The sequence below is a fragment of the Pirellulales bacterium genome (assembly GCA_035656635.1).
In the GTDB taxonomy this organism is placed as follows: domain Bacteria; phylum Planctomycetota; class Planctomycetia; order Pirellulales; family JADZDJ01; genus DATJYL01.
Genome location: DASRSD010000110.1, coordinates 26,261 through 49,824, shown reverse-complemented (window position 1 = coordinate 49,824; position 23,564 = coordinate 26,261). Strand labels below are relative to the sequence as shown.

21 protein-coding genes are annotated in these 23,564 nt (G+C 57.5%); 9 read left to right on the top strand and 12 right to left on the bottom strand.

From position 1 onward, the window contains the following. Window positions 1–129: 129 nt before the first annotated feature. Together VFE46_10370 and thiO are read left to right on the top strand one after the other, a co-directional pair. A complete protein-coding gene (locus VFE46_10370) occupies window positions 130–1,293 on the top strand; it encodes a DUF3500 domain-containing protein (GenBank protein HZZ28394.1) in 1,164 nt (387 codons plus the stop codon). A 92-nt stretch (window positions 1,294–1,385) separates the two neighbouring features. Next, window positions 1,386–2,543: a glycine oxidase ThiO gene (gene thiO, locus VFE46_10365; GenBank protein ID HZZ28393.1), complete on the top strand. Its 1,158-nt coding sequence runs from the start codon at window positions 1,386–1,388 to the stop codon at window positions 2,541–2,543. A 6-nt stretch (window positions 2,544–2,549) separates the two neighbouring features. Here the strand turns inward: thiO and VFE46_10360 are convergent, their stop codons facing one another. From VFE46_10360 to VFE46_10350, 3 genes are read right to left on the bottom strand one after another with little or no spacing between them, the layout of a single operon-like run. Beyond that, window positions 2,550–3,368, bottom strand: coding sequence for an AAA family ATPase (locus VFE46_10360; protein ID HZZ28392.1), 819 nt, complete (start codon window positions 3,366–3,368; stop codon window positions 2,550–2,552). 52 nt (window positions 3,369–3,420) lie between these two features. Further along, a complete protein-coding gene (locus tag VFE46_10355) occupies window positions 3,421–4,506 on the bottom strand; it encodes a hypothetical protein (GenBank protein HZZ28391.1) in 1,086 nt (361 codons plus the stop codon). Next, window positions 4,503–5,600, bottom strand: a complete 1,098-nt coding sequence (locus VFE46_10350) for a hypothetical protein (GenBank protein ID HZZ28390.1) — start codon at window positions 5,598–5,600, stop codon at window positions 4,503–4,505. The genes VFE46_10355 and VFE46_10350 overlap by 4 nt, the downstream gene beginning before the upstream one ends. A 384-nt stretch (window positions 5,601–5,984) precedes the next feature. Here VFE46_10350 and metH point away from each other — a divergent pair, with 384 nt between their 5' ends. Further along, window positions 5,985–9,698: a methionine synthase gene (metH, locus tag VFE46_10345; GenBank protein ID HZZ28389.1), complete on the top strand. Its 3,714-nt coding sequence runs from the start codon at window positions 5,985–5,987 to the stop codon at window positions 9,696–9,698. Between the two features lie 294 nt (window positions 9,699–9,992). On the opposite strand, the gene VFE46_10340 is transcribed toward metH, so the two are convergent. From VFE46_10340 to VFE46_10330, 3 genes are all read right to left on the bottom strand, one after another. Further along, window positions 9,993–10,319: a MazG nucleotide pyrophosphohydrolase domain-containing protein gene (locus tag VFE46_10340; protein HZZ28388.1), complete on the bottom strand. Its 327-nt coding sequence runs from the start codon at window positions 10,317–10,319 to the stop codon at window positions 9,993–9,995. Between the two features lie 69 nt (window positions 10,320–10,388). Next, on the bottom strand, window positions 10,389–10,913 hold the full coding sequence (locus tag VFE46_10335) for a GNAT family N-acetyltransferase (GenBank protein HZZ28387.1): 525 nt from the start codon (window positions 10,911–10,913) through the stop codon (window positions 10,389–10,391). Next, complete coding sequence (locus tag VFE46_10330; GenBank protein HZZ28386.1) at window positions 10,910–11,716, bottom strand: phosphatase PAP2 family protein; 807 nt, start codon at window positions 11,714–11,716, stop codon at window positions 10,910–10,912. The genes VFE46_10335 and VFE46_10330 overlap by 4 nt, the downstream gene beginning before the upstream one ends. Before the next feature lie 258 nt (window positions 11,717–11,974). On the opposite strand from VFE46_10330, the gene VFE46_10325 reads away from it, so the two are divergent. Continuing rightward, complete coding sequence (locus VFE46_10325; GenBank protein HZZ28385.1) at window positions 11,975–12,139, top strand: hypothetical protein; 165 nt, start codon at window positions 11,975–11,977, stop codon at window positions 12,137–12,139. A 116-nt stretch (window positions 12,140–12,255) separates the two neighbouring features. Here the strand turns inward: VFE46_10325 and VFE46_10320 are convergent, their stop codons facing one another. From VFE46_10320 to VFE46_10305, 4 genes are all read right to left on the bottom strand, one after another. Next, complete coding sequence (locus VFE46_10320; GenBank protein HZZ28384.1) at window positions 12,256–12,432, bottom strand: hypothetical protein; 177 nt, start codon at window positions 12,430–12,432, stop codon at window positions 12,256–12,258. After that, complete coding sequence (locus tag VFE46_10315) at window positions 12,429–12,911, bottom strand: type II toxin-antitoxin system VapC family toxin (protein HZZ28383.1); 483 nt, start codon at window positions 12,909–12,911, stop codon at window positions 12,429–12,431. Before VFE46_10315 ends, VFE46_10320 begins: the two co-directional genes overlap by 4 nt. Window positions 12,912–13,017: 106 nt before the next feature. Beyond that, window positions 13,018–13,878, bottom strand: a complete 861-nt coding sequence (locus VFE46_10310) for an HAD-IIB family hydrolase (GenBank protein ID HZZ28382.1) — start codon at window positions 13,876–13,878, stop codon at window positions 13,018–13,020. Next, window positions 13,875–15,695, bottom strand: coding sequence for a TIGR03960 family B12-binding radical SAM protein (locus tag VFE46_10305; GenBank protein HZZ28381.1), 1,821 nt, complete (start codon window positions 15,693–15,695; stop codon window positions 13,875–13,877). The genes VFE46_10310 and VFE46_10305 overlap by 4 nt, the downstream gene beginning before the upstream one ends. Window positions 15,696–15,810: 115 nt before the next feature. Here VFE46_10305 and VFE46_10300 point away from each other — a divergent pair, with 115 nt between their 5' ends. Further along, a complete protein-coding gene (locus VFE46_10300; GenBank protein HZZ28380.1) occupies window positions 15,811–16,134 on the top strand; it encodes a Rieske 2Fe-2S domain-containing protein in 324 nt (107 codons plus the stop codon). Between the two features lie 93 nt (window positions 16,135–16,227). On the opposite strand, the gene VFE46_10295 is transcribed toward VFE46_10300, so the two are convergent. Continuing rightward, window positions 16,228–16,911 carry a metal-dependent hydrolase gene (locus tag VFE46_10295; GenBank protein ID HZZ28379.1) on the bottom strand — a complete coding sequence of 228 codons (684 nt, stop codon included), beginning with the start codon at window positions 16,909–16,911 and terminating at the stop codon, window positions 16,228–16,230. Between the two features lie 234 nt (window positions 16,912–17,145). Next, the gene (locus VFE46_10290; protein HZZ28378.1) at window positions 17,146–18,456 is read right to left on the bottom strand and encodes a hypothetical protein; all 1,311 of its coding nucleotides are present in this window, start codon (window positions 18,454–18,456) and stop codon (window positions 17,146–17,148) included. Window positions 18,457–18,553: 97 nt separating this feature from the next. Here VFE46_10290 and VFE46_10285 point away from each other — a divergent pair, with 97 nt between their 5' ends. From VFE46_10285 to VFE46_10270, 4 genes are all read left to right on the top strand, one after another. Beyond that, the gene (locus VFE46_10285) at window positions 18,554–18,874 is read left to right on the top strand and encodes a non-heme iron oxygenase ferredoxin subunit (protein ID HZZ28377.1); all 321 of its coding nucleotides are present in this window, start codon (window positions 18,554–18,556) and stop codon (window positions 18,872–18,874) included. A 58-nt stretch (window positions 18,875–18,932) separates the two neighbouring features. Beyond that, a complete protein-coding gene (locus VFE46_10280) occupies window positions 18,933–19,247 on the top strand; it encodes a metal-sulfur cluster assembly factor (protein ID HZZ28376.1) in 315 nt (104 codons plus the stop codon). Between the two features lie 210 nt (window positions 19,248–19,457). Then, complete coding sequence (locus tag VFE46_10275; GenBank protein HZZ28375.1) at window positions 19,458–21,311, top strand: glycoside hydrolase family 3 N-terminal domain-containing protein; 1,854 nt, start codon at window positions 19,458–19,460, stop codon at window positions 21,309–21,311. A 61-nt stretch (window positions 21,312–21,372) separates the two neighbouring features. Further along, entirely contained in the window at window positions 21,373–23,541 is a 2,169-nt protein-coding gene (locus VFE46_10270) for an alpha-amylase family protein (protein ID HZZ28374.1), read from the top strand. The last annotated feature ends 23 nt before the right edge of the window (window positions 23,542–23,564 follow it).

Below are 23,564 nucleotides of genomic sequence, written 5' to 3'. Positions count from 1 at the left end.
CGCGCGTTTGCAACCATTTCCCGATTGCGGTCTAATAGATGAGTGGTCGGGAAAGCTGATTCCCGCATCGCCTCTGCCGCTTACCGTCTGCCGACTGCCGCGAGCAGCCGCCACAAAGGAGTGCCGAATATGTCTCAATCAAATCAAACCAATTCTAAGGCCCAGCGGATTTGTCCCGATTGCGAATCGGGCTTCGAATTTCTCACGCTTCGGGAATTTTTCAATCGGCGTGATTTTGTCAAAACGGCGGGGACCGTGGCGGCAACTTTTGCAGCAGGCGCCATTGGCTTGCCCAACATCATTGCTCGCGCTGCGGAAGCCACGGTGACCGATCCCAAAGATGCCGCGGCAATTCCGGCGGCGCTGACGGCCAACGGAACCCCGGCTACGAAAGCCATTCCCGAGACGCTGGTCAAGCAACTGTACGATTCTTTGCGGCCGGAGCAGCGCGAAAAGGTGGCCTTCGATTGGGATTATGTCGATCCGAAGCGCGGCCTGCTGCGAACCCGAGTGAGCAACAACTGGAACATTACCGAGCCGGCCATCGGCAGCGAATTTTACAGCAAAGATCAGCAAGAAATTATCCGCGCGATTTATGAAGGATTGTTCCAGCCCGAGTGGATTCCAAAAATCGACCACCAGTTGCAAGACGACGCCGGCGGCTATGGCCATTCGCAAAGTGTCGCGCTATTCGGTCACCCGGGCGAAGGCAAGTTTGAGCTGGTGATGACCGGTCGGCATTTGACGGTGCGTGTGGACGGCCACAACATCGACCACATGGCGTTCGGTGGGCCTGTTTTCCACGGTCACGCGGCCAGTGGGTTCAACGAACAAGCCGACCATCCCGGCAACGTGTTTTGGCCGCAGGCGGTGGCAGCGAACAAAATTTTCGAAATGCTCGACGGCAAGCAGCGCAAAGCGTCGCTGCAAAGCCGGCTGCCGGCGGAATCGGCCGTTAGCTTCCGCGGCGGAGACGGGAAATTTCCCGGCCTTCCGGTGACCGAACTCACGCACGATCAGCGCGAGCAACTCGATAAAACCATGGCCATCATGCTCTCGCCCTATCGCAATGCCGATTGCGAAGACGTGCGTGCCTGCTTGAACAAGCAAGGCGGCATTGACAAGTGCTCGCTGGCGTTTTACTCCGCGGGCGATATTGGCGACGATGGCGTGTGGGACAATTGGCGGCTGGAAGGACCTTCGTTCGTGTGGTACTTCCGCGGCTCGCCGCACGTGCACTTGTGGATTAACATTGGCGACGATTCCTCGGTGGCCACCAACGCGCAGGGGTAGGGGGTAGGGTTTGCTAAACTGCAACTGTGTAGCGTACGATGGCATTTCGAGTACGGCGTAAATTTCTGAACCCTGAACCTTGAACTCTGCGAATGCCCGACGTTTTAATTCTGGGCGGCGGCTTTATCGGGCTGTCGCTGGCTTACGAGTTGGCTGGCCAAGGGTTGCGGGTGCGCTTGTTGGATCGGGGCCAGCCGGGGTGCGAAACTTCGTGGGCTGCCGCCGGCATTCTTCCCCCGTGCAAATTTCGCATGAAGGCGCCGCCCGCCGAATGGCTCCAAGGGTTCAGTTCGCAATTACATGCCGATTGGGCCGCCCGGCTGCGGGAAGAAACGGGCATCGACAACGGTTATCGCCGCTCGGGCGGCATTCAACTGGCCGACAGCGATACGGCTGCCGCCGATCTACTTAAACAATGCGAACGTTGGCGGCGCGAGGGGGTCAGCGTGAAGTGGCTGCACTCCACGGATATTGACCAGCTCGAACCAGCGTTGGCAGGCGTTTACGATCGCTGCCAGTTGCACGGCGCGGCATTGGCGGCCGACGAAGTGCAAATCCGCAGCCCACGACATTTGAAGGCCCTCATCGCCGCCTGCGAAAAGCGCGGCGTGGAAATTTCCGCCGGCGTGGAAGCCTACGATTTTGAAATTTCTGACTCGCGAGTCTCTGCGGTGCAAACGAATGTGGGCTCGATAGCGGCAGACCAAGTGGTTTTGGCCACCGGGGCGTGGTCGCAAAGCATTGCCGCGCGCTTGGGCTTGAAAATAACGGTGAAACCGATGCGCGGGCAAATTGTGATGCTTTCCACACCGCGGCCCATCGTCGAGCGGATTGTGGAATGGAACATCGATGTTGGCCATCGCTACTTGCTGCCGCGCGATGATGGCCGGCTGCTGATCGGCACCACGATGGAAGACGTCGGCTTCGATCGCCGCAACACGGCGGAAGCCGTGGCCGATTTGCTGCGCTTTGCCGTCAACTTAGCGCCCGAGCTCAAATCGGCGGCAGTGGAGCGCAGTTGGTGTGGCTTTCGTCCCGGCAGTGTCGACGGGCTGCCTTATTTGGGATACGTGCCGGGGATCGAGAATGCCTTTATTGCCGCCGGACATTTTCGCCATGGGTTGTGGCTTTCGACGGGAACCGCAGTGGTCATGAGCCGCCTCATTCGCGGCGAATCGCCGGGGGTTGATTTAACGCCGTTTCGAGTGGACAGAACGCCCGCGGTGGACAGAACACCCGCAGTTGAATAACTAAGGTCATTCAGGGGCCACGGTTACCAGTTCATCTGCCACGGCTTCCAACTGCTCGGCGGAGATGCTGCTGTGCTCCTCGGCAAAACCGACTAGCATTGCCAAATCGCACAAGCGGTTGATTTTTCGCGCCAGGCCGTGCGTAAGCTCTTGCAGCGTTTCCATCGCTGCGGCCTCGAAGATGGGCCGTTTGGCTCCCGCCGCTTGCAGTCGGAAGTTCACGTAGGCCGCCGTTTCGTCGATGGTAAACGGCCGCAGCAAGCATTTCACGCCCAGCCGTTCTTCAAGCGCGGGCATCCGTTCCATCTGCGGCAAAAGTCCGGGTTGCCCCGCCAACAGCAAGGTTAACAGGGGTTGCGAATCGGCCTCGAAATTCAACAGCAGCCGGAGCGCTTCCCAAGTGCGGCTGTCGTCCAGCAAATGAGCCTCGTCGATGGCCACAATGGCATGCTGATCCTGCGCGGCGTTTTGGATTAAAAATTCCTGGATCCGCCGGACGGTCTGCTCCACATTATTCAAAATCGATTCGCCGGGCGCACCCAGCTCATCTGCCACGTAGGCCAGCAGCATCTCGGTCGGCATTTGCGGAAATACCAAATGCACAAAGGGACGGTATTGCTTGCTCAGGTGCCGGCGCAGTTGTCTAACCAATAGCGTTTTGCCGCTTCCCGAGGCGCCGCACAATAGCGCCGCGGCACGCCGGTTTTCTACCGCATAGCGCAGCTTCAGCATGGCCCCTTGATGGCTTTCGCCCGGATAATAAAAGCGAGCGTCCGAGGTGTTTTCAAACGGTCGCCGATCGAGTTGCCAGTAAGCTTCGTACATGGGCGGCGCCGGACATGCCGGCGGATGCATCGTTTCCAACCATTGCGGTTGATTAAATCCCGGAGACGAATGTTTCCGCAATTCCCAACTGACGCTGCTTGGCTTCCGCAATTCGCAAACAACCCGCGGCCAGCCGACGCGCTTCGGGACGGCGGACATCGTGGGCCAAAATAATGTTGTGCACTCCCACCGATGGCTCCAGCAGCCATTGGCCCGTGACCGATTCCGGCATCAACGGGCCCGCATCGATCAATACCATATCAAAATGTTCAGCGAGCTCGCCCAGTACGGCGGCCACCCGAAACGCTTCGGGCACAATGCGGTGTTGAATGGCATCGCTGGTGGCGGCGGAATTAATCACCGCCGAATTGGTCGCCGTTGAACTTTTGTGGGTTGCTCCGGCGGAAACTCCGCTGCCCAACAGCGCCAATGCGAAGCGATCGGCGACCGATTCAATCAGCATTTCCCACAACGGTTCGTCCCCGGCCAGAACCGCTTCCCAACCACGCTCCAGGGCAATTCCAAATTGGGACGCCATTTGCGGGGAGCCGAAATCCGCATCGACCAAAATGATTCTCGAATGCGCTTCAGCGGCCAAACATCGCGCAAGGCAGAGGGACAGCGTCGTTCGGCCTTCACTCCGATTGGTGCCCGTAATGGCGGTGACCTTGTGACCGGCGGCCGCCTCAGCGCGCAAATCGGCAGCCAGTCGATCGAATCCCTCGCCGGATTTCGCCAACAGCGCTTCACACATGGCAGGCCAGCGTACGGAGTCGATTTCCAGCGCCGGCTTTGGCGAATTCGCAGCCGGAATTGTCGCTGCGCCTAAGCTGGTAAATGCAGACAGCGCCGCTTTCGGCGATTGTCCCAACGGAATGTGCGGTTTCGTCATGCCAATTCGGGCTGCCGGTAAATTGCTGAGTATTCCCGGCGCCGCGGCTTCGGGTTCTCCTTGCGCAATCGTTTGGTTTGGCGCTATTGGCTCCTTGCTCGCCGGGGCATCGGTGGGTGGAAACTTTGCGTGCGGCGGCGGAATGACCGATCCTAAGCCAATGTCAATGGCGGCAATGGACCCGCGGCCCGTGTGCGCCGGGTCTTCATGATAGGCACGAATAAACGCTCGATCGGAAATGCTCATCGTGAAATCTGCGCGGGATTTTTAATAGTGCCGTCAAAAACCGCGGTCCCTGCAACTCGGCCATTGACGCCCGAGAATACACTTTCGCCGCCGGGGAGTGGTTCCAATCGGGCCGCGTAAATTGACGGCCGCTCAGAACCAGGTGAATTGAGCGTGGTGTTGGGCGGGCCGGAACTTGGCGGCGCGATCCGCGCCGGCAGATTGGCGCCCGCCGGAGAATCGATTCCCGTGGGTGCAGCAACATTCGCCGGCAAATTCGCGCCAGGTGGCGGGGCGAAAGTGTTTTCCAACCACGAGTTCTGCTCGTCCAACTGTGAATTAGGTATCGTCGGCAATTTCGACGCGGCGCTGGCATCAGAGGTTCGATCGCCGATGGTATGCTGATCGGCTTTGGTTACTATCCCCGGGCTGCTTGCCACGGAATAGCGATAGGGACCCGTGCCCTGGCCATCCTGCCGAGCTGGTGTACTGTTTGCGTCCGCAGGAAATGGCGTTTCCGATTTCCACTGATTGTGCGCGGCATTAACGTCCGGAGAATTTGCCGGCTGGTCTGAGTGATGCGAATGCCCACGCGATAACAGCACCACGCCGAGCGCGGCTGCCACAATCAAAGCCAGCGCCAACAGTGCTCGCTTTTGCAACATTCCAGCCAGCACGTTGCTGGACTGCTCCATCCAGGCAGCCGCGGCGGAATGCGGTCCCGACGAATCACCACCGTGGGCTACATGAATTCGAATGTTTGCTTTTGCCGGCGGCTGAGGTTGAAGCGACAATTTTGCGGTGGCTTGCGAATGCGCTTCGGAGAATTGTGGCTGGCTTGGATGATGGCTCGAACCTTGTTGTTTGCCGCTTGTCGTAACAGGCGACGGAGGCAAATCGCTGGCGGCCCCCAGCGAGACCGTCCCACGGGCGGAAGGCAGCGATGCCGTGCTATGCGGTGCAGGAATCTTTCCGTGTGTGGTAACCAGCGGGACGCGGATAATCACTCGCGTGCTTTGCTCGGCGCTGGTCATTGCCGTTCCGCCTGGGTTGCCAATTTCCTGTTGGCGGCGGCGACGATGCCGTGGTCGAATTGCGTCTTGCGGCTGGCTCATGCAATACCTTCCTTGGATATCACGGTGGCATTCCGAGCGAAGCTGTTCGCGCAGCTTGTTGAAGCCTGCGCAGACAACGGCGCTAATCCGCATTATCGGGTGAGGAATGTATCGATCTTGAGCAATAGCGCGGTCGCGTGGAGTTTTGGAGGTAGGTAAAATGAACTAGTCGGCTAGCAATTGATTGCTAGCCGGTGTCGTTTGACGGCGTCCATATACTTGCTTTGATGGCGAAGTTGCCCATTTCCCGTGCCTGTGAGATACTTTGAAACTGCCAGCAGCATTGGCAGCGACCGCCAAAAACATCGTAAATTATTACACACACAAGTCTTGCGGCTTTCGAAGACTGTCTCAGCCCCATATTTCCTTCGTTAACACTTGCCCATGTCACTCGTCGCCCGACCACCGGTAACTCGTGAAGCACTCGAGCAACTGCTTGCCCAGCGGATTCTGGTGCTGGACGGGGCCATGGGCACAATGGTCCACGCCCTGAAGTTTAGCGAAGCCGATTTTCGCGGCCGCCAATTCGCCAGCCATCCGAAGGATTTGCGAAATTTGATCGACGTGCTGTGCCTCACTCAGCCGGAAGCAATCGAAAACATCCACCGCGCTTATTTGGAAGCGGGGGCCGACCTGATCGAAACCAACACCTTCGGCGCCACCAGCGTCGCCCTGACCGATTTCGCCTTGGAAGGCCACGTGCGCGAAATGAACCTCGCCGCGGTGGCGCTGGCCCGGCGCGCCGCCGATCATTTCACGGCTCGCAATCCGGAAAGGCCGCGGTTTGTGGCGGGCTCCATCGGGCCAACGAACAAACAGCTTTCGATCGCCGGCAATGTCGAAGATCCCGGTTACCGAGGCGCCACGTTCGATCAAATGGTCGAAACGTATTACGAGCAGGTCGAGGCACTCGTGGAAGGGGGCGTCGATCTTCTGCTGGCCGAAACTGCGTTCGACACGCTGGTGCTGAAAGCCTGCCTGTTCGCCATCGAAAAATATTTTGACGATCACGACGTGCGCGTGCCAGTGATGGCCTCGTTCACCGTGTTCAAAGATGGCCGCACGCTTTCGGCGCAAACGGTGGAGGCCTGTTGGAATTCGCTGGCGCATGTCGATTTGCTGAGCGTCGGCATTAACTGTGCGCTGGGTCCGGAGCAATTACGCCCCTACTTGGAAGAGCTTTCCCACATCGCGCCGATTTTCATCAGCTGCTACCCCAACGCCGGATTGCCCAACGCGCTGGGCGGCTTTGACGAAACGCCGCAATCGATGGCCCGGCTGCTGGGTGAGTTTGCCCGCAATGGCTGGATCAACATTGTCGGGGGTTGTTGCGGCACCACGCCGCCGCACATCAAAGCCATTGCCGATGCCGTAAATAAAGTGCCGCCGCGCCGCCGGCCAAAGGTGGAAACGCTCACCCGCCTCAGCGGGCTGGAGCCGCTCACGATTCGGCCGGAATCAAACTTCATCATGATCGGCGAGCGCACCAACGTAACCGGCAGCAAAAAATTCGCCCGCCTGGTGAAAGATGGCAAGTTTGAAGATGCGCTCGGCGTGGCCCGTGGGCAGGTCGAAGCCGGCGCCAATGTTCTCGATGTGAACTTCGACGAAGCCCTGCTCGACGGCGAAGCGGTGATGACCAAATTCTTGAATTTGCTGGCTGCCGAGCCGGAAATTGCCCGCGTGCCGATCATGGTCGACAGCTCCAAATGGTCGGTCATTGAAGCGGGCCTCAAATGCGTGCAGGGCAAAGCGATTGTTAACTCCATCAGCCTGAAAGAAGGCGAGGAAGCATTTTTACACCACGCCAAGTTGGCCCGGCGTTACGGCGCGGCTGTCGTAGTCATGGCTTTTGACGAAACCGGCCAGGCCACCGAAGTCGATCACAAGCTGAAAATTTGCCGCCGCGCTTACAAGCTGCTCACCGAGCAAATCGGCTTCCCCGGAAGCGACATTATTTTCGATCCAAACATTCTCACCGTCGGCACGGGCATCGAGGAACACAACCGCTACGCGCTCAATTATATTGAGGCGACGCGGCAAATTAAGCGCGCCCTGCCGCTGTGCAAAGTGTCCGGCGGCGTCAGTAACATTTCGTTCTCGTTCCGCGGCAACGACGTGGTTCGCGAAGCGATGCACGCCGCGTTTTTGTACCACGCCATCCGCGCCGGCATGGATATGGGCATTGTGAACGCCGGTCAACTGGCCGTGTACGAAGAAATTCCGCGCGATTTGTTGGAGCGTGTGGAAGATGTGCTGCTGGACCGCCGGCCTGATGCCACCGAGCGGCTCATTCAATTTGCCGAAACGGTGAAAAAGCAATCCGGCGGCGACACTGTGGCCGATGAAGTCTGGCGCAACGAGCCGGTCGAAAAGCGGCTCAGCCATTCGCTGGTGAAGGGCATTGTCGATTTTATTGAGTCCGACGTCGAAGAAGCCCGCCAAAAATTTCCCACGGCGCTGGAAATTATCGAAGGCCCGCTGATGGCCGGCATGCAAGTGGTCGGCGATTTATTCGGCGCCGGCAAAATGTTTTTGCCCCAAGTGGTGAAAAGTGCCCGCGTCATGAAAAAAGCCGTGGCCTATTTGCTCCCCTTTATGGAAGCGGAAAAAGCCGCCGCCGGCCTGGGAGACAAGCCGCGCGGCAAGGTGCTGCTGGCCACCGTGAAGGGGGACGTGCACGACATCGGCAAAAACATTGTCGGCGTGGTGCTCGGCTGCAACAACTACCAGGTGATCGATCTGGGCGTGATGGTTCCCTGCGAACGCATTTTAGATACCGCCCGCAAGGAAGGCGTCCACATGATCGGCCTGAGCGGGCTGATTACGCCCAGCCTGGACGAAATGGTCCACGTGGCCCGGGAAATGCAACGGCAAGAAATTGATTTGCCGCTGTTGATTGGCGGCGCCACGACCAGCGCCAAGCACACCGCCGTAAAAATTGCGCCGCAGTACAAGCAACCGACCATTCACGTGCTGGATGCTTCCCGCGCCGCCGGTGTGGTGGAAAAGCTGTTGAATCCCCAGCGGCGTGACGAACTGGTGCGCGGCAACCAGGCGGTGCAAAAGCAATTGGTGGAATCCTACAATCTGCGACAGCAAATTAAGCTGGTGCCGTATGACGAGGCGCTGGCGCACCGCTTCCAAACCGATTGGGCCGCTGTGGATGCCGCGGGGCAAATCGCCCAGCCGGCCTTCACCGGTCGGCGAGTGATCGACAACTTGCCGCTGGAAAAGCTGGTGCCCTTCATCGATTGGTCCCCGTTTTTCCTCACGTGGGAGCTGAAAGGCAAATATCCGCGGATTTTTGAAGATCCAAATGTCGGCGGCGAGGCACGCAAACTGTTCGACGATGCCCGCCGTCTGCTCGACGAAATTGTGGCGAAAAAACTGTTGACGGCCCGCGGGGTATATGGCTTTTGGCCGGCGGCTTCGCTGGGCGATGATGTGGCCCTTTACACCGATGACAGCCGCCAGCACGAACTTACGCGCTTCCATTTCCTCCGCCAGCAATGGGAGCGCAAGGGGCAACACGATTTTCTCTCGCTGGCCGATTTTATCGCCCCCGCCGAAACCGGCGTTCGAGATTACCTGGGCGCATTCGCTGTCACCACCGGACTGGGCTGCGACGAGCTGGCCAAAAAATTTGACCGCGATCACGACGATTACAACTCGATCATGACCAAAGCGCTTGCCGATCGGCTAGCTGAGGCGTTCGCGGAATATCTCCATCGGCAAGCCCGCACCGACTGGGGCTTTGGACGTAAAGAAAAACTATCGACTGATGAATTGATCGAGGAAAAATACCGCGGCATTCGCCCCGCCGCCGGCTACCCGGCCTGTCCCGACCACACCGAAAAACGCATTCTGTTCGATTTGCTCGACGCCGAACAACAGGCCGGCATCACGCTGACCGAAAGCTACGCCATGTGGCCGGCGGCCAGCGTCAGTGGGCTGTATTTTGCGCACCCCAACAGCCGCTACTTCGCCGTCGACCGCATCACCCGCGACCAGGCCGACGCCTACGCCCGCCGCAAAGGCCTGCCGCTGGCGGAAATCGAACGCTGGCTCTCGCCGAACCTTGGCTATGATCCGTGACGGATTTTCATCGCGTCGGATTTTCACCACGGAGACACGGAGGCGCAGAGCAGCTGACTATCGAATTTTTAAACCACAGAGGACGCGGAGGTGCGCAGAGGGGAACGATAAATACTTATAACAGGCTGTTTCAAAACTAGGAATCGGGTGGCTGGGGTCGACCGAAGGGAGCCCCCAGCAGCCTATTCACTGGGGGCTCGGCGGCACTCGACCCCAGCCACCCTTGAAGGAAGTCCAGTTTTGAAACAGCCTCTTAGGAAGCCAAGAAACCAGCCTCCGTGGTGAGAAGTATACTTACGGCTTTTCCGCATCGGCGCAGGTGCAAATGAACTGGCCGCAGCCGGGGCAGCCGGAGCCGTATTTTTTGGCGATGGCCTCCGTTAAATCGACGCCCGCCACGTTGGCAATGGTGGCCAGCCAGGCCAACACGTCGGCGAATTCGCCCAATCGCTCCTCGTGGGTGCCGTTTCGCAAAGCGGAAGCCAGCTCGCCCACCTCTTCCATCAGCCACATGAAGGTGCCGTCGATTCCGCGAGCCACGTCCTTTTCCAGGTACATGTCGCGGATCAGTTTTTGAAATTCGGCAATCGTGATTTTTGGAGAGCCATCAGTGTTGATCATACCCACATCTTAGCGTGCGGCTGAAAATCATTGTAGGAGGCGACGGTTTCTGTCGCCGACCATATATGCTTAGTGTTTCAACCGGTAAAACACATGGGGCAGGTCATGCCAGATGATGTTGCGCTCGAAAACGAAGCCGCATTTTTCCATCACACGCTGCGAGGCCAAATTGGTCGGCAAGGTGAATGATACAAGCTCCGGCAGGTGCAGATCGTTAAAAGCGACATTCACGCTCGCCTGAGCAATTTCCGTGGCCAGACCTTGGTTCCAGAATTGCGGGAGCAGGGCGTAGCCCACTTCTACTTCGTCATGGCCGCCGACAAATACGTTCCTCAGACCACACCGACCGACGAATAATGATTCGCCGACAACGCTGGATGGCTTGGAAAAAAGTATCCACAGGCCATAACCGTGTCGTTCGAAGTGATCCAGGTTGGCCTGAAACAACACTCGAGTTTCCTCGTCGGTGCGAGGGCCGCCAAGAGTTGCCATGACCTGCGGATTCCGATTCATCTGGCACATGTTGCCAAAATCGTCCGGCAGCATTTGCCTCCCAAGTAAGCGCGGAGTTTCGATTTCGGAAATGAATTTCATTGGGCAGGTGTTAGTGGCACGGTTGGCGAGCCGGAGGGCATTGTCATGGCAGCATGCGGCGGCATCGCCGAGGTGGTTGTGGCCGCTATCGCCAAGTTCTTCGCAACCTCCGCTTTCACTTCGGCAAAATCGTGCTCGAAGGCGGGGCTTTCGTGCAATTGGCGGACAATCGCTTGGCCCAATACCCGGCCGGCGTAAATATCGGTTTCGTAATGGCGTCCCAACATCACGCGATCCCAGCCCACTTGGCGGCCTTCGGCCAAAATGGCGTCGCGTTTATCGGGAATTGCTTCGGCCAGCAGCGCCGCCAGCACCGTGGCTTGCGTGGAATGTCCGCTAGGATAGCCGAAACTCGGATTTTTTTCGCCGTGATGCAAATCGGTCGGATCGACTTGATACGGCCGCGGCCGCTGCCAATGATTTTTGCCCACGTCGATTACTTCCTCGGTCTCTTTTTGCACGTGTTCAAAAAAAGCTGCCGTTTTCGGAAGCTTGTTGAGCTGAAATGCCGGGCCAATGGTCGACGCAAAACTGGCCACGCTGAATTTCTTTTCTTCGGCCTCGGCTTTAGCTTTTTCTTCCGCCGTGATAGTTTTATGGGCGGCGACGGTTTCCGCCAGGTCGGCAGCCTGCTCCGGCGAATCGGCAGCCGGCGGCGGCGGCAACAGCGTCAGCACATCGGGCTTGCCCGCAGGAAGGTAATGGTCTTGGGCAAAACTGGGGGATGCCGCTGCCACGACGAACAGCACCGCCAACAAACGCAAGTGGAAAGTTATGCCAGACGTGCGGCTTTGGTGAAGCATGGGGACGAAATCCTCGCAGAAAGAAACAAATGATTGATTTGGCAATTTTGGAAGAATACCGTTTGGCAAATATACGAGGTGAAAGTTAGTATTCGGTTAGTAAATTTCAGTGTTTGGTCCCTTCCTCGGCCGCTACAATAGGAACGACTTCTTGTCAAGCATCCATACAACAGATTGCAAAGCTCTGGAGGTATGGGTCGACTGCGAAAAATGTTCCTTCAACTGTACATCACCTAACACAAACACTTGGGGCTACAAATGAAAGCAATCGCGGCTTCCATCTTGGTTTTGGCCGGTGCACAGCTTTTAATTGCCGGAACGGTCGCGCCGCGGAATTCCGATGCTCTTTCGCTGATTGGCGTGCTGCTCGGACTTGCCGGATTAGTCTTGCTGGCCATCTCTTGGTTTAAGCCCAATGGCTAGCCGCAGTGCGCGACCCTATCAAATCGCCTGAATCATCAATCCAGCAGCCAACTTACCACTTCCACCAATCCGTCGCTGTCGTGGCAGGGGGCCACACGGTCGGCAGCTGAGCCGATTTATTGCACTATGGCTGGAGGTCTGTCCGATGTGGGGTCCGTTTTCATTAGCCGATCTCGATGTTGCTCTTGTAGCTGTTGATAGTAGGCTACCAATCGAGCCGGATCATGATCGAATTGCGCGGATATTCTTCGTCGCACTTCTCGAATTTCGTCAATGACCGGATCGTCTTTCATGGTTCGTTCTCCAGAAGTTCAAGCGGTGTCACAATCGCGGGGATCCACAAACCGAGTATCGTATTGACCCGACGAATATGTCCGAATTTATTTGCGTTTGCTAAATGCCGGCAATTCCAAGTAACCAAAAAATCGCACCGATGATACGACGCTAACGCCAAATGCAGTGCATCGCCAGCAGGGTCCGTCGGCATCAGATGATGATGCAAGTAAGCTTGTACAATCTCACCGATGGCATCAGTAATGGGTACGAGGGGCACGTGCTTCATCAAGTTCAGTCGCAGCGCATTGCGTTCCGGTAGCTCTCCGCCACCTAACTCATCTAACACGGCTGCACTCGAGCACAGCTCAAAACGATCGGCAGCCGTTTTCCACCATTGTTGTGTCCATTGCATTCGAGCCACGACATCTGCCGAAGTCCGAGTCTCGCAGTAGAAACTTGGAATGGTGGTTTCGACATAGACTAGAGGCTTAATCATGCAAGTGGTTCTCTGTTACAGGCTGGACATTGGATAAACGCCTGGCCGGCCAATCAATTATACGTGATCTTAGGCTGCCAGCAGTAAACGCCCGACTGGTGCTCGCTCAATCCAGCAGCCAGCGGACCACTTCGACCAGGCCGTCGCTGTCGTGGCAGGGGGCGACACGGTCGGCAGCGGCTTTTAGCTCGGCCACGGCGTTTCCCATCGCCACGCCCAAGCCGGCGCCACGGACCATGGGAATATCGTTCACGTCATCGCCGACGGCGCAAATTTCTTCATCGCCAATTCCCCAATCGCGCGCTAAATGCTGCACGGCCGACCATTTGCTCACGCCTCCAGGCTCAATTTCACAAAACCAGCCCGTATAAAATGGGCTCTTCAAAATGTGAACGTACAAATCAGCGCCGAATTTTTGAACCAGCCGCTGGCCCAATGCTGCCATCGTGGGACGAGCCGCCATGGCAAACCCGGCGAAAATTCCCGGCGGCGGCGCACGCATTAAATTCGGCCACTGGCGGCCGCAACCCACGTTGCGAGCGAAGTATTCGGCCAAATCAGTTTGATTCGTGCCGTTCACGTCCAGCCGCGGGCAATAAAAATCGAAGCCCTCGGAAAACGTATCGGCATACAGCACCGCATCGTGACCGGCGGCCGCGACCATCGACAATACCTCTTCCAGCACGCCGGGCAAAAACTCGGCGCAAAACAGCGTGCGATGGTCGAGCGGATCTTTAATGATCGCGCCGCTGGCGGAAATCAGCGGCACATCCAGCTTCAACGGTTCCACCAAATGCAGCGCTTTAGAATACCGCCGCCCGGTGGCCAGCACCACGCGAATGCCCGCCTCGCAAGCCCTGCGAATGGCGGCGCTGGTAGCCGGCGTTAGTTCATCGCGGCTATTGACCAACGTGCCGTCGATATCCAAGGCCAGAAGTTTGAAGCGCGACATCAGAATTGGATTCACTCGGCATTCGCCATGGCCGCCAGTTGGATCACGCTGCGGTCGTGCTCTTTTTCCAGATAGGTGCGGCCCTTTTTCACGTTGATGTGGTCCCACGGCAGGCGGTCGCCAATTTCGGCCGGGCGATGAACAAGCTCGTCGAAATTCAGCCCGCAATCGGCCAGCGTTTGCCACCACAGTTGCGGATTCAAATGCTCGCTCCAACTATCCAGCCGGGCCCCGCGCTGCCAGGCGAGTTCCACCACCTGGGCCACGCGCCGATCGCCGCGGCTCAATAATCCTTCGAGCAAACTCGTTTCCACGTGATGGCACTTCACTTGCACGGCCCGAATTTTTACGCGCCGCTTGAGATACTGATGGGCCCAATGAAAATACTCGCGCCGCTGCATGGCGTTCCATTGATACGGCGTGTGCGGCTTGGGGACGAAGTTCGACACGCTGGCCGTCACCTTGGCGTAGCGGCCGCGAACTTCCCGACCAATTTCGGCAATGGTTTCCGCCATCTCGACAATGCCGTTCAAATCGACTTCGCGCTCGCCGGGCAAACCGCACATGAAGTACAGCTTGACTTTGTCGATGCCGTTTTTGAACGCCTCGCGGCAACCGTCGAACAAATCTTGATTGCTGATTTTTTTGCGAATTTGCTCGCGCATGTCATCCCGGGCCACTTCCGGCGCCAACGTCATGCCGGAATGCCGCTCCGTGCCGATGAGCGAAGCCACGACTTTCAGCGCCTCGTTCACGCGCAAGCTAGGGAAGGCAATGCTCACACCCAAGGGGCCAAACACTTCTTTCATTCGCCGCACCAGTGGCTCGAAGTAGGGATAATCGCTGGTCGAAAGCGAGAGGAGCGAAACTTCGTTATGGCCCGTGCGGTAGTACGATTCCAATGCTCCCTGCACGATGGTTTCCACTTCCCGAATGCGCAGCGGCCGCTTGATGACCGTGCTTTGGCAAAACCGGCACTGCCACGGGCAGCCGCGCATAATTTCGATGGCGATGCGGTCGTGCACGCATTCCACATACGGCAAAATGGGAGCCGTGGGGAGCGGCATGGCGTCCAGGTCGCTAATGACCGAGGGCTCGATCGTTTCCGGCACGTCGCTGCGGGTGCGGTTGATGGCGGCGATGCGCCCATTGGCAAAGTATTCCGGCTCATAAAACCTTGGAACGTACACGAAGGGAAACTTGGCAGCGAGCTGGGCGAGGACGGATTCGCGAGAATCAATCGTTGCATCAGCGCGAGCAGCGGTCGCGGCTTTATAGTTGAGCCACTCGTCGCAAATGAGCGGCAGGCTGGGCTCGCCGTCGCCGGTGACGAATAAATCGATAAAGGGCGCCAGCGGCTCCGGATTTTGCGCACAGGGTCCGCCGGCAATGACCAACGGATGGCTTAGCGTACGCTCCGTGCTATGCAGCGGAATGCCTCCCAAATCGAGCATCGTCAGCAGATTGCTGGTGCAGATTTCGTATTGCAGCGTGAAGCCCAGCACATCGAACTGCGACAGCGGCGTGAACGTTTCCAGGCTGTACAGCGGTTTGTCGTGCTGGCGGAGCTGCGCCTCCATGTCCAAGGCTGGCGTAAAAGCCCGTTCGCAGGCCCAATCGTCCCGGCTGTTCATCTGCGTGTACAACACTTGCAGGCCGTGATGGCTCATGCCGATGGTGTACAAATCGGGAAAGGCAATGCACAGTTTGCCGCGCACGCTGCGATGGTCTTTGCGAACCATGTTCAGCTCGCCCCCCACGTATTGCGCTGGCTGTATTACCCGCGGCAAAATGAAGCGGGTGACAAACTCTTTAAGTTGGGTGTTAAGCATGGAACCGATTATCGCAGATTTTTTGGTTGCGATTCAACCCGAAGGGTGTTCCGCAACAAAAGATAATCCCTAGAATTGTGGAAACAAGTTGCTCATTTTGGAGAAGAGTGCCTGCATGCCCGATTTTGTCACGGTCGCCAAGGTTGGTTCCATTCCCGAAGGGCAGGGGATTACCGTGACTGTGGGGGAGCGATTGGTGGCCGTGTTCAATTCCGGCGGGCAATACAGGGCCATTGACGATACTTGCCCGCACATGGGGGCCTCGCTGGGCGCCGGCGAAGTGTGCGATGGCGTGGTGACTTGCCCCTGGCATGCCTGGCGATTCAAAGTGTGCGACGGAACCTGGGCCGACAGCCCGAAAATCAAAATCGACAGTTTCGACGTGCGCGTGGTGGGGGACGAAATTCAGGTGGCCAGTGAGCCGCGCCCTAAAACTTAACCACAGAGGACACAGAGGAACGCAGAGGGAATACAAATATAAATCCCTCAGCGTTCCTCTGTGTCTGTGGTAAAATCAATTCGGTCGCACTGTTCAAACCGTAATTTTGCCGCCGGGCTCGGGCGTTTCGGGAGTGGCTTTGGTTTGCGAGCGCACCAGTTCGGCCCACGCTTTCACGTCCTGCTTAATTGGCGGCCAGGTGTTGAAGTGGCAGGGAATTACGCGCTTCGGCCGGAGCAGTTTAATTGCTTCCACGGAATCTTCCGGACCCATGGTGTAGGTATCGCCAATGGGAAGAATTGCCACGTCGAGCCCGCCAGCGCCGTAAAGCTGCATGTCGCCGAATAAAGCGGTGTCGCCGGCAATGTAAATTTTCGCGCCGTCCAAGGTGAGCAAAAAACCGGCCGGGTTGCCGCCATACGTGCCGTCGGGCAGCGTGGAAGTATGATGGGCAATGGTCATTTTCAATTTTCCGAACGGCAGCGTGGTCCCACCCCCAAGATTCAGACCGATTGGGTTCTTCAGGCCTTGCTTGGTTAACCACTGCGAAATTTCAAAATTGCTGATGACGGTAGCGCCCGTGCGCTTGGCAATTTTGACCGCATCGGCAATGTGATCGAAGTGGCCGTGCGTAATCAGGATGAAGTCGGCCTGCACGCTGTCCGCTTTGACCGGCGCAGCAGGGTTGTCGTCCAAAAACGGATCGACCAGCAGCGTGTGCTTGCCCGTGCTGATGGAAAAGCAGGCGTGGCCGAACCAGGTAATTTCGATGGACATGAGAAGGAGTGAGGGGTAAGGAGTGAGGGGTGAGTCGTGAGAAATTTGGCCCGGCTTTAAAGCTTATTTAATTGCCAGCATGCTTGTTCTATGGGCCCCAACGGGGCAACCGAAAACAGCCCAGGCCAAGCGTAAGCGTCGGCCTGGGAAAAGTGCGCTCCTCAAACATGAAAAGCCCAACGGGGCGGCACAAAATACGCTAGCAGTTAAATATCCTTATTTTCCGGGGGGTGATTAAGCAAAAAGCAAAAGATGTTCCACGGCAGAAGCCAGATGATGCATTTCAATCAATTGCCCGACGGCCCCTTCATCGACCAGCGGAATCTTCACCAGCGCGGTGAACTTTCCATTGGCGGTTCGCGCAGTTCGCACTGCTTTTGCGTTTTCGGCAGCCAAATCGGTCAGCAACTGCTCTTTGCAATTCCGACGGTCCATCGATCCGCTGCCGGCGGCTATTTTAACGGATAATCGGTCGGTACGGCTACCTTGTGGCAGCCACTGAATCAGAAGTAAAGACTGACGATGGCTGCATTCAGAGCCGGACAGTTGCCGAGCTAAAGGCGCCAATTCCGTAGTCGCAGGCTCGATTTGGCAGCTCCGATCTCTAAAGCGCTTGGCCAGCAAATGCCAGAGACCAGCCAAATCGAGCGGCGGATTATTGCCCACAGGCGCTGTGGCAAATCGTTCCGCCATGGCTTGTGCGCCGTGGAGCAGTTTCACAACATCCAGCCCGATCACCGAGCCGGCGAATAACACGCCCGCCTGAAAATGAGCAGCCGAATTTGATTCGGCCAAATCAATTCGCGCCATGCCAATTTGCTCGGCCAGCGCTACCAGCGGCGACTGTTGCGGACCAATCGCCACGGCAAGTTGCACTTCGCCAGCGGCGGTGGTGGTCGATTGCAGCTGATCCCACAGCAGACTGAACAGCCCGGCGAGCAGTTGCCTTGGATCTTGTTCTCCGCGGGCGGGACTGACGATATTTTCATCCAGCGCAACGATTCCCCAGCGCTCATCAACGGTCTGCAGCAAGCGGCCATGAGGCAGTATTTCCAGCAGAGCCTGTAGGGCATCATTATCGGGCAGCGCGGGCACGAAATAAATTCGGGGTCTGCCGCCGCGCTGGCCGCGTGAGAGGTCGTTGTGATGCGGATGGCCACACGCCGTAAATAGCGAGCTTGCCGCAGCGACCAGTCGCGGCGGCCCGAGAACCACCACACGATCTACCGTTTCTCGCAGCTGCTTGGCCACCGCCAATATTTGCCCCAACAAGCTGGTTTTCCGCTGGCGGTGATAATCGGCCAAAATGTGCTGTGGTTGCTTCCAACCCGAATTATCAGCGGCAGACGGATTATCAAGCAACGCCTGGCGCGCCCGTTCCAATTGCGGACCAAACTGCAATAATTCAGCTCGGCCCACGCCCTGCTCGAAAGAAAACGCCGCCGACAGGTCGATTTCCAGCGGCAGTAGTTTGGGTTGAATTCGCGTGGGGCACATAAGTGCGGCGTTTTCCAGCCGACGGCCAGAGTCCCCGTCGCTGGCCAAAAATTCCTGGTTCCCCTTGCACGGCCGCAAGTTTTTGTTACCACAATGAAGTGCAGCATACGGCCTGCGAAACGATTTGCAATAATGAGATTTCCAAATGTCCGATTTCGTGCGCGTCGCCAGTGTGACGGAGCTAGGCGATCCTGCTAAAATGCTGGTGGAGGTGGACGAGCGATTGGTGGTGCTATTTCGGGTCGGCGGCAAGTTTTACGCGCTGGATGATGTTTGCACACACGATGGCGGTCCCCTGAGCGAAGGCGCCCTCGATGCCACAGCCTGCACCATTGCCTGTCCGCGGCATGGAGCAAAGTTCGACATTCGCAATGGCGCCGCGCTAACCATGCCGGCCACCCAAGCCACCGAAGCCCACGAGGTGAAAGTGACTGGCGACGATGTATTTGTCAAACTTCACGACTAAAATAGCGGTGAAACTGTAGTATTCTCCGTCGCGCGAAGCGATGATTCATGGTGATGCGATGCCCATAACCGAAGATGCCGTCCGAGAAGCGCTGAAGCAGGTGATCGATCCAGAGTTGTTTGTCAACATTATCGACCTGGGGTTGGTCTACACGGTAAACGTGGAGCCCGTCGGCGATAAGGAGAACATCAAAATCGAAATGACCATGACCAGCCCAGCCTGTCCGGCCGGGCCGCAATTAATTGGGCAAAGCAAGCAGGTGTTGGGAGCGTTGGCAGGGGCCGGCGAAGTCGAAGTGAAGCTGGTGATGTCGCCCCCTTGGTCGCCTGATTTAATGACCGAATCGGCCCGCGATCAATTGGGAATTTTTTGAACAGTTGCCGGGCGAGAAGTATCCTGTAAGTTAAGGTTCGAAGCGGGCGCAGCCAGGGCTGCGAATTTAGGGCGGCGCGAATTTGGGGCAGGGCGAAGTCAGGCAGCGTAAGTCAGGCAGCGTAAGTCAGGCAGCGAACAGAAGCGGCGGGCATAGGGGGGTCGTTCATCATGCGCGAGTGCGCAGATTCTACAGACCCAGAGGATCATCATGACCAAGCTTTCTCAGATCGTATGGTTGGCCGTGGCCATCGCGTCGATTTCCGTTTCCGCCGCGCTCTCTTCTTCCACCGCTGCAGAAAATAGCAGTTCCAGCGCGAACGCCAAAGCCGTGGAGGACAAAGTCAACGCGCTGCTTTCGCAAATGACGCCGGAAGAAAAACTCGGCCAAATAGTGCAGGTCGATTCCGGCGCGTTGGTAGACAAAGGCGATGTCGCCAAATATTTTTTGGGTTCCGTGCTTAGCGGCGGCAGTTCCGATCCGCCCAACCACGACAACACCGGCAAAGCCTGGGCGAATTATTACAACGAGTTTCAGAAGCAAGCCCTGAAAACGCGGCTGAAAATTCCCATCATCTACGGCGTCGACGCCGTCCACGGGCACAGCAATATCGACGGCGCCGTCATCTTCCCCCACAACATCGGCCTGGGGTGCACGCGCAATGCGGATTTAATCGAACGGGCCAGCCGCGTCACGGCTGAAGAAATGGCCGGCACCGGCACCAACTGGGCCTTTGCGCCGTGTATTGCCGTGGCGCGCAATCCGCGCTGGGGCCGCACGTATGAAAGTTTCGGCGAATCGCCCGATGTCGTGGCCCCGCTGGGTGCTGCGTCGGTCCGCGGTCTTCAAGGGAAGAGTTTAGCCGATCCCACTTCGGTCGTCGCCTGTGCCAAGCATTACCTGGCAGATGGCGGCACCACCAACGGCAAAGATCAGGGCAATACCGAGTGCGACGAAGCCACGCTGCGAAAAATTTATCTGCCGGGTTATCAAGAGGCCGTGAAGGCCGGCGTTGGAACCATCATGGTTTCATTCAGCAGTTGGAACGGCAAAAAAATGCACGGCAATAAGTATTTGCTCACCGAAGTGCTGAAAGGCGAGCTCGGCTTCCCGGGCTTTTTAATTTCCGATTGGGCCGCCATCGATCAGCTTTCGTCCGATTACAAAAATGACATCGAGCAATCCATCAATGCCGGGCTGGACATGATCATGATTCCCTATCCGCCAGGCCAAAAGAACAACTACGTGGAGTTTTTGAAAGATCTGAAAGAACTCGTCGACGAAGGCCGTGTGCCGCAAAGCCGCATTGACGATGCCGTGCGGCGCATTTTGCGGGTGAAGTACCAAACGCGACTGTTCGAGCAGCCGCTGGCCGATCCGGCGTATCTGGACAAAATCGGCTCCGCGGAGCATCGGGCCGTAGCGCGCGAGTGCGTGCGGCAATCGCTGGTGCTACTGAAAAACGAAAATCATGCGCTGCCGCTGAAAAAAGACATCAAGCACTTGCACGTGATGGGCAAAGGGGCTGACGATATCGGCATTCAATGCGGCGGCTGGACCATCGATTGGCAGGGTAAGCCGGGAATGGTTACCCATGGCGGCACCACGATTTTATCGGCCCTTCGCAAAGTCGTGCCCGATGCTTCGCGAATCACTTTTTCCGCCGATGACAGCGGCGGCGAAGGGGCCGATGCCGTGTTGGTGGTGATTGGCGAAATGCCGTATGCCGAAGGGCCCGGGGATCGCAAAGATTTAGCCCTCAGTCAATCTGATTTGGATCTGGTGGAGAAAGCCAAAAAATTGGGCGTACCGGTCATCACGATGCTGCTTTCCGGCCGACCGATGATTTTGGGCAAGGCTTTGGATCACAGCGATGCCTTCGTGGCCGCCTGGTTGCCCGGCACCGAAGGAGATGGCGTGGCCGACGTGCTGTTCGGCGCTTATAAGCCGACCGGCAAGCTCTCTCAAACCTGGCCCGCCAGCATGGATCAGGTTCCGCTGCACGCCGGAGACGCCAATGCCGACAAAGCGCTGTTTCAGTATGGGTACGGATTGAGTTATTGAGTTGCGCGGCTTTAAAGCTCACGATTTTCTACAATTCGATCAGCTGCAACGAGGAACGTGCATGCCCGGCTCGCCGTGGTTAGTGAATCGCCGGGAAGTGCTGGCTTCTGCCGCGGCGATGGCGTTTGCGCCCGCGTTTTCGGCACTAGCGGCCATGACCCGGCAGCCCACGGTTTCTGCGGCGCTGGAAAAGCCGCTGCGCTGGATTCAATTGGCGCTGGTGGAAAAAGATCCGGCCACATTCGACCCCGCCTGGTGGCTGGATTTTTTCCAGCGGACCAGCGCCCAAGGCGCCTGTATTTCGGCGGGCGGCATGTGCGCGTTCTATCCCACCGATGTTCCCCATCATCACCGCAGCGACTGGCTCGGCGATAAAGACACCTTTGGCGATTTAGTGAAAGGGTGCCGCAAGCTCAACATGTCGGTCATCGCCCGAGTCGATCCGCATTGCATTCGAGACGAAGATGCCCAAGCGCATCCCGAGTGGGTAGCAGTCGATGCCAACAGCCAAAAAGTGCGGCACATGGTCATGAAAGATCGCTGGCTAAGCTGCGCACTGGGCCCGTGCAATTTCGAGTTTATGCCGCAAGTGCTCGCCGAAATTGTCAGCCGCTATGGCGTGGATGGCATTTTCGCCAACCGCTGGGCCGGGCACATCACCTGCTATTGCGATTCGTGCAAATCCAATTTCAAGCAAGCCGCTGGTTTGGAAGCGCCCTTGAACGCACAACAACCCGGCTGGGCGGAGTTCCAGCATTGGCGAAATCAGCGGCTGTTCGAGGTTTGGGATGCCTGGGACGCCGCGGTGCAAAAGATCAATCCCGAGGTATGCTGCCTGATGAACATGGGGGGCGCCAACAAGCGCGAAATGACCGAAATCGGCCAGCGTGCTCACATGGTCGCCGCCGATCGGCAAGGCCGCAACTCCGCCGTCTTGCCCCCCTGGGCGGCCGGATGGAACGCCAAGGTATTTCGCAGCGTGATGGATAATCGTCCGGTGGCGGGCATCACCAGCGTCGGCAGCGACGATGCCCATCGCTGGAAAGATTCGGTCCAAAGCCCCGCCGAACTGCAGTTGTGGATGCATCAGTGCATTGCCCAGGGCATGCGCCCGTGGGTCGTCAAGTTTTGTGGGACGCTTTACGACCGCCGCTGGGTTCCGCCGGTGGAAGCCGCGTACGCCTGGCATGCGGCAAACGAAAAATATTTGCGCAACACGCGAAACTTGGCCCGGGTGGGCGTGGTGTGGTCGCCGCAAACTTCCATTGCCATCGGCGCCATGCCGACCGAAGCCAGCCAAATGGGAATTTACCAAGCGCTGGTGGAAGCGCGCATTCCGTTTGAAATGGTTTACGAGCAACTGCTTGATCCAGACAACACGGAGCAATTCAAGCTGCTCATCTTGCCGAACATTGCGGCTCTTGCGGACGATCAGTGCGAGCATATTCGCCAGTTCGTCCAGCGCGGCGGCAGCATTTTGGCCACCTACGAAACTTCGCTGTACGACCAGGCTGGAAAAAAGCGCAGCGATTTTGGATTGGCCGACGTGTTCGGCGTCGGCTACAACGGCAAAACCGAGACGCTGGTAAAAAACTCGTACATCAACCTCGAGCATGACACGCGGCATGAAATTCTGCACGGCTTTGAAGAGGCCGGCCGCACGATCAACTCCATCGGGCATGCGGAGGTTAAGCCCACACTTTATTTTGGCCGCGCGCCGTTAACCCGGGTGCCATCGTACCCCGACTTGCCGATGGAAGATGTGTATCCGCGCGAGCCCAAAACAGACATTCCCGAAGTTTACTTGCGCGAAGCCGGAGCCAGCCGAGTCGCTTATCTCCCCGGCAACCTTGACCACACGTTTCGGGAAGTACTCGATCCGGATCACGGCCGCTTGATCGGCAATTTGACCCGCTGGGTGCTGAATGAGCCCGATGTGGTGAGCGTCAGCGGGCCCGGCGTGGTCGATGTTTCCGTTTGGCAGCAGGAAAACTCACTGACCGTGCATCTGGTGAATTTAACCAATCCGATGATGATGAAGGGGCCCATTCGGGAATTATTTCCCATCGGTCCGCAGCAGCTTAGCATGCGATTGCCGCTAGGTCGCCGGCCGCGGAACGTGCGGTTGTTGGTCGGCCAGACCGATGCCAAGCCGAACGAATCGGGGGGCGTGTTGAAAGTGACGGTTCCATCGGTGACCGATCATGAGGTTGTGGCGGTGGAATTTTAAGGCAGAAAGCAGAAAGCAGAAAG

Coding starts and splice junctions, on each gene's coding strand:
- VFE46_10355 (HZZ28391.1), bottom strand. CDS start 4,506: ATGAGCATTTCCGATCGAGCGTTTATTCGTGCCTATCATGAAGACCCG.
- VFE46_10315 (HZZ28383.1), bottom strand. CDS start 12,911: ATGATTAAGCCTCTAGTCTATGTCGAAACCACCATTCCAAGTTTCTAC.
- VFE46_10340 (HZZ28388.1), bottom strand. CDS start 10,319: ATGATCAACACTGATGGCTCTCCAAAAATCACGATTGCCGAATTTCAA.
- VFE46_10305 (HZZ28381.1), bottom strand. CDS start 15,695: ATGCTTAACACCCAACTTAAAGAGTTTGTCACCCGCTTCATTTTGCCG.
- VFE46_10275 (HZZ28375.1), top strand. CDS start 19,458: ATGACCAAGCTTTCTCAGATCGTATGGTTGGCCGTGGCCATCGCGTCG.
- metH (HZZ28389.1), top strand. CDS start 5,985: ATGTCACTCGTCGCCCGACCACCGGTAACTCGTGAAGCACTCGAGCAA.
- VFE46_10295 (HZZ28379.1), bottom strand. CDS start 16,911: ATGTCCATCGAAATTACCTGGTTCGGCCACGCCTGCTTTTCCATCAGC.
- VFE46_10350 (HZZ28390.1), bottom strand. CDS start 5,600: ATGAGCCAGCCGCAAGACGCAATTCGACCACGGCATCGTCGCCGCCGC.
- thiO (HZZ28393.1), top strand. CDS start 1,386: ATGCCCGACGTTTTAATTCTGGGCGGCGGCTTTATCGGGCTGTCGCTG.
- VFE46_10370 (HZZ28394.1), top strand. CDS start 130: ATGTCTCAATCAAATCAAACCAATTCTAAGGCCCAGCGGATTTGTCCC.
- VFE46_10280 (HZZ28376.1), top strand. CDS start 18,933: ATGCCCATAACCGAAGATGCCGTCCGAGAAGCGCTGAAGCAGGTGATC.
- VFE46_10325 (HZZ28385.1), top strand. CDS start 11,975: ATGAAAGCAATCGCGGCTTCCATCTTGGTTTTGGCCGGTGCACAGCTT.
- VFE46_10285 (HZZ28377.1), top strand. CDS start 18,554: ATGTCCGATTTCGTGCGCGTCGCCAGTGTGACGGAGCTAGGCGATCCT.
- VFE46_10330 (HZZ28386.1), bottom strand. CDS start 11,716: ATGCTTCACCAAAGCCGCACGTCTGGCATAACTTTCCACTTGCGTTTG.
- VFE46_10320 (HZZ28384.1), bottom strand. CDS start 12,432: ATGAAAGACGATCCGGTCATTGACGAAATTCGAGAAGTGCGACGAAGA.
- VFE46_10270 (HZZ28374.1), top strand. CDS start 21,373: ATGCCCGGCTCGCCGTGGTTAGTGAATCGCCGGGAAGTGCTGGCTTCT.
- VFE46_10300 (HZZ28380.1), top strand. CDS start 15,811: ATGCCCGATTTTGTCACGGTCGCCAAGGTTGGTTCCATTCCCGAAGGG.
- VFE46_10360 (HZZ28392.1), bottom strand. CDS start 3,368: ATGTACGAAGCTTACTGGCAACTCGATCGGCGACCGTTTGAAAACACC.
- VFE46_10335 (HZZ28387.1), bottom strand. CDS start 10,913: ATGAAATTCATTTCCGAAATCGAAACTCCGCGCTTACTTGGGAGGCAA.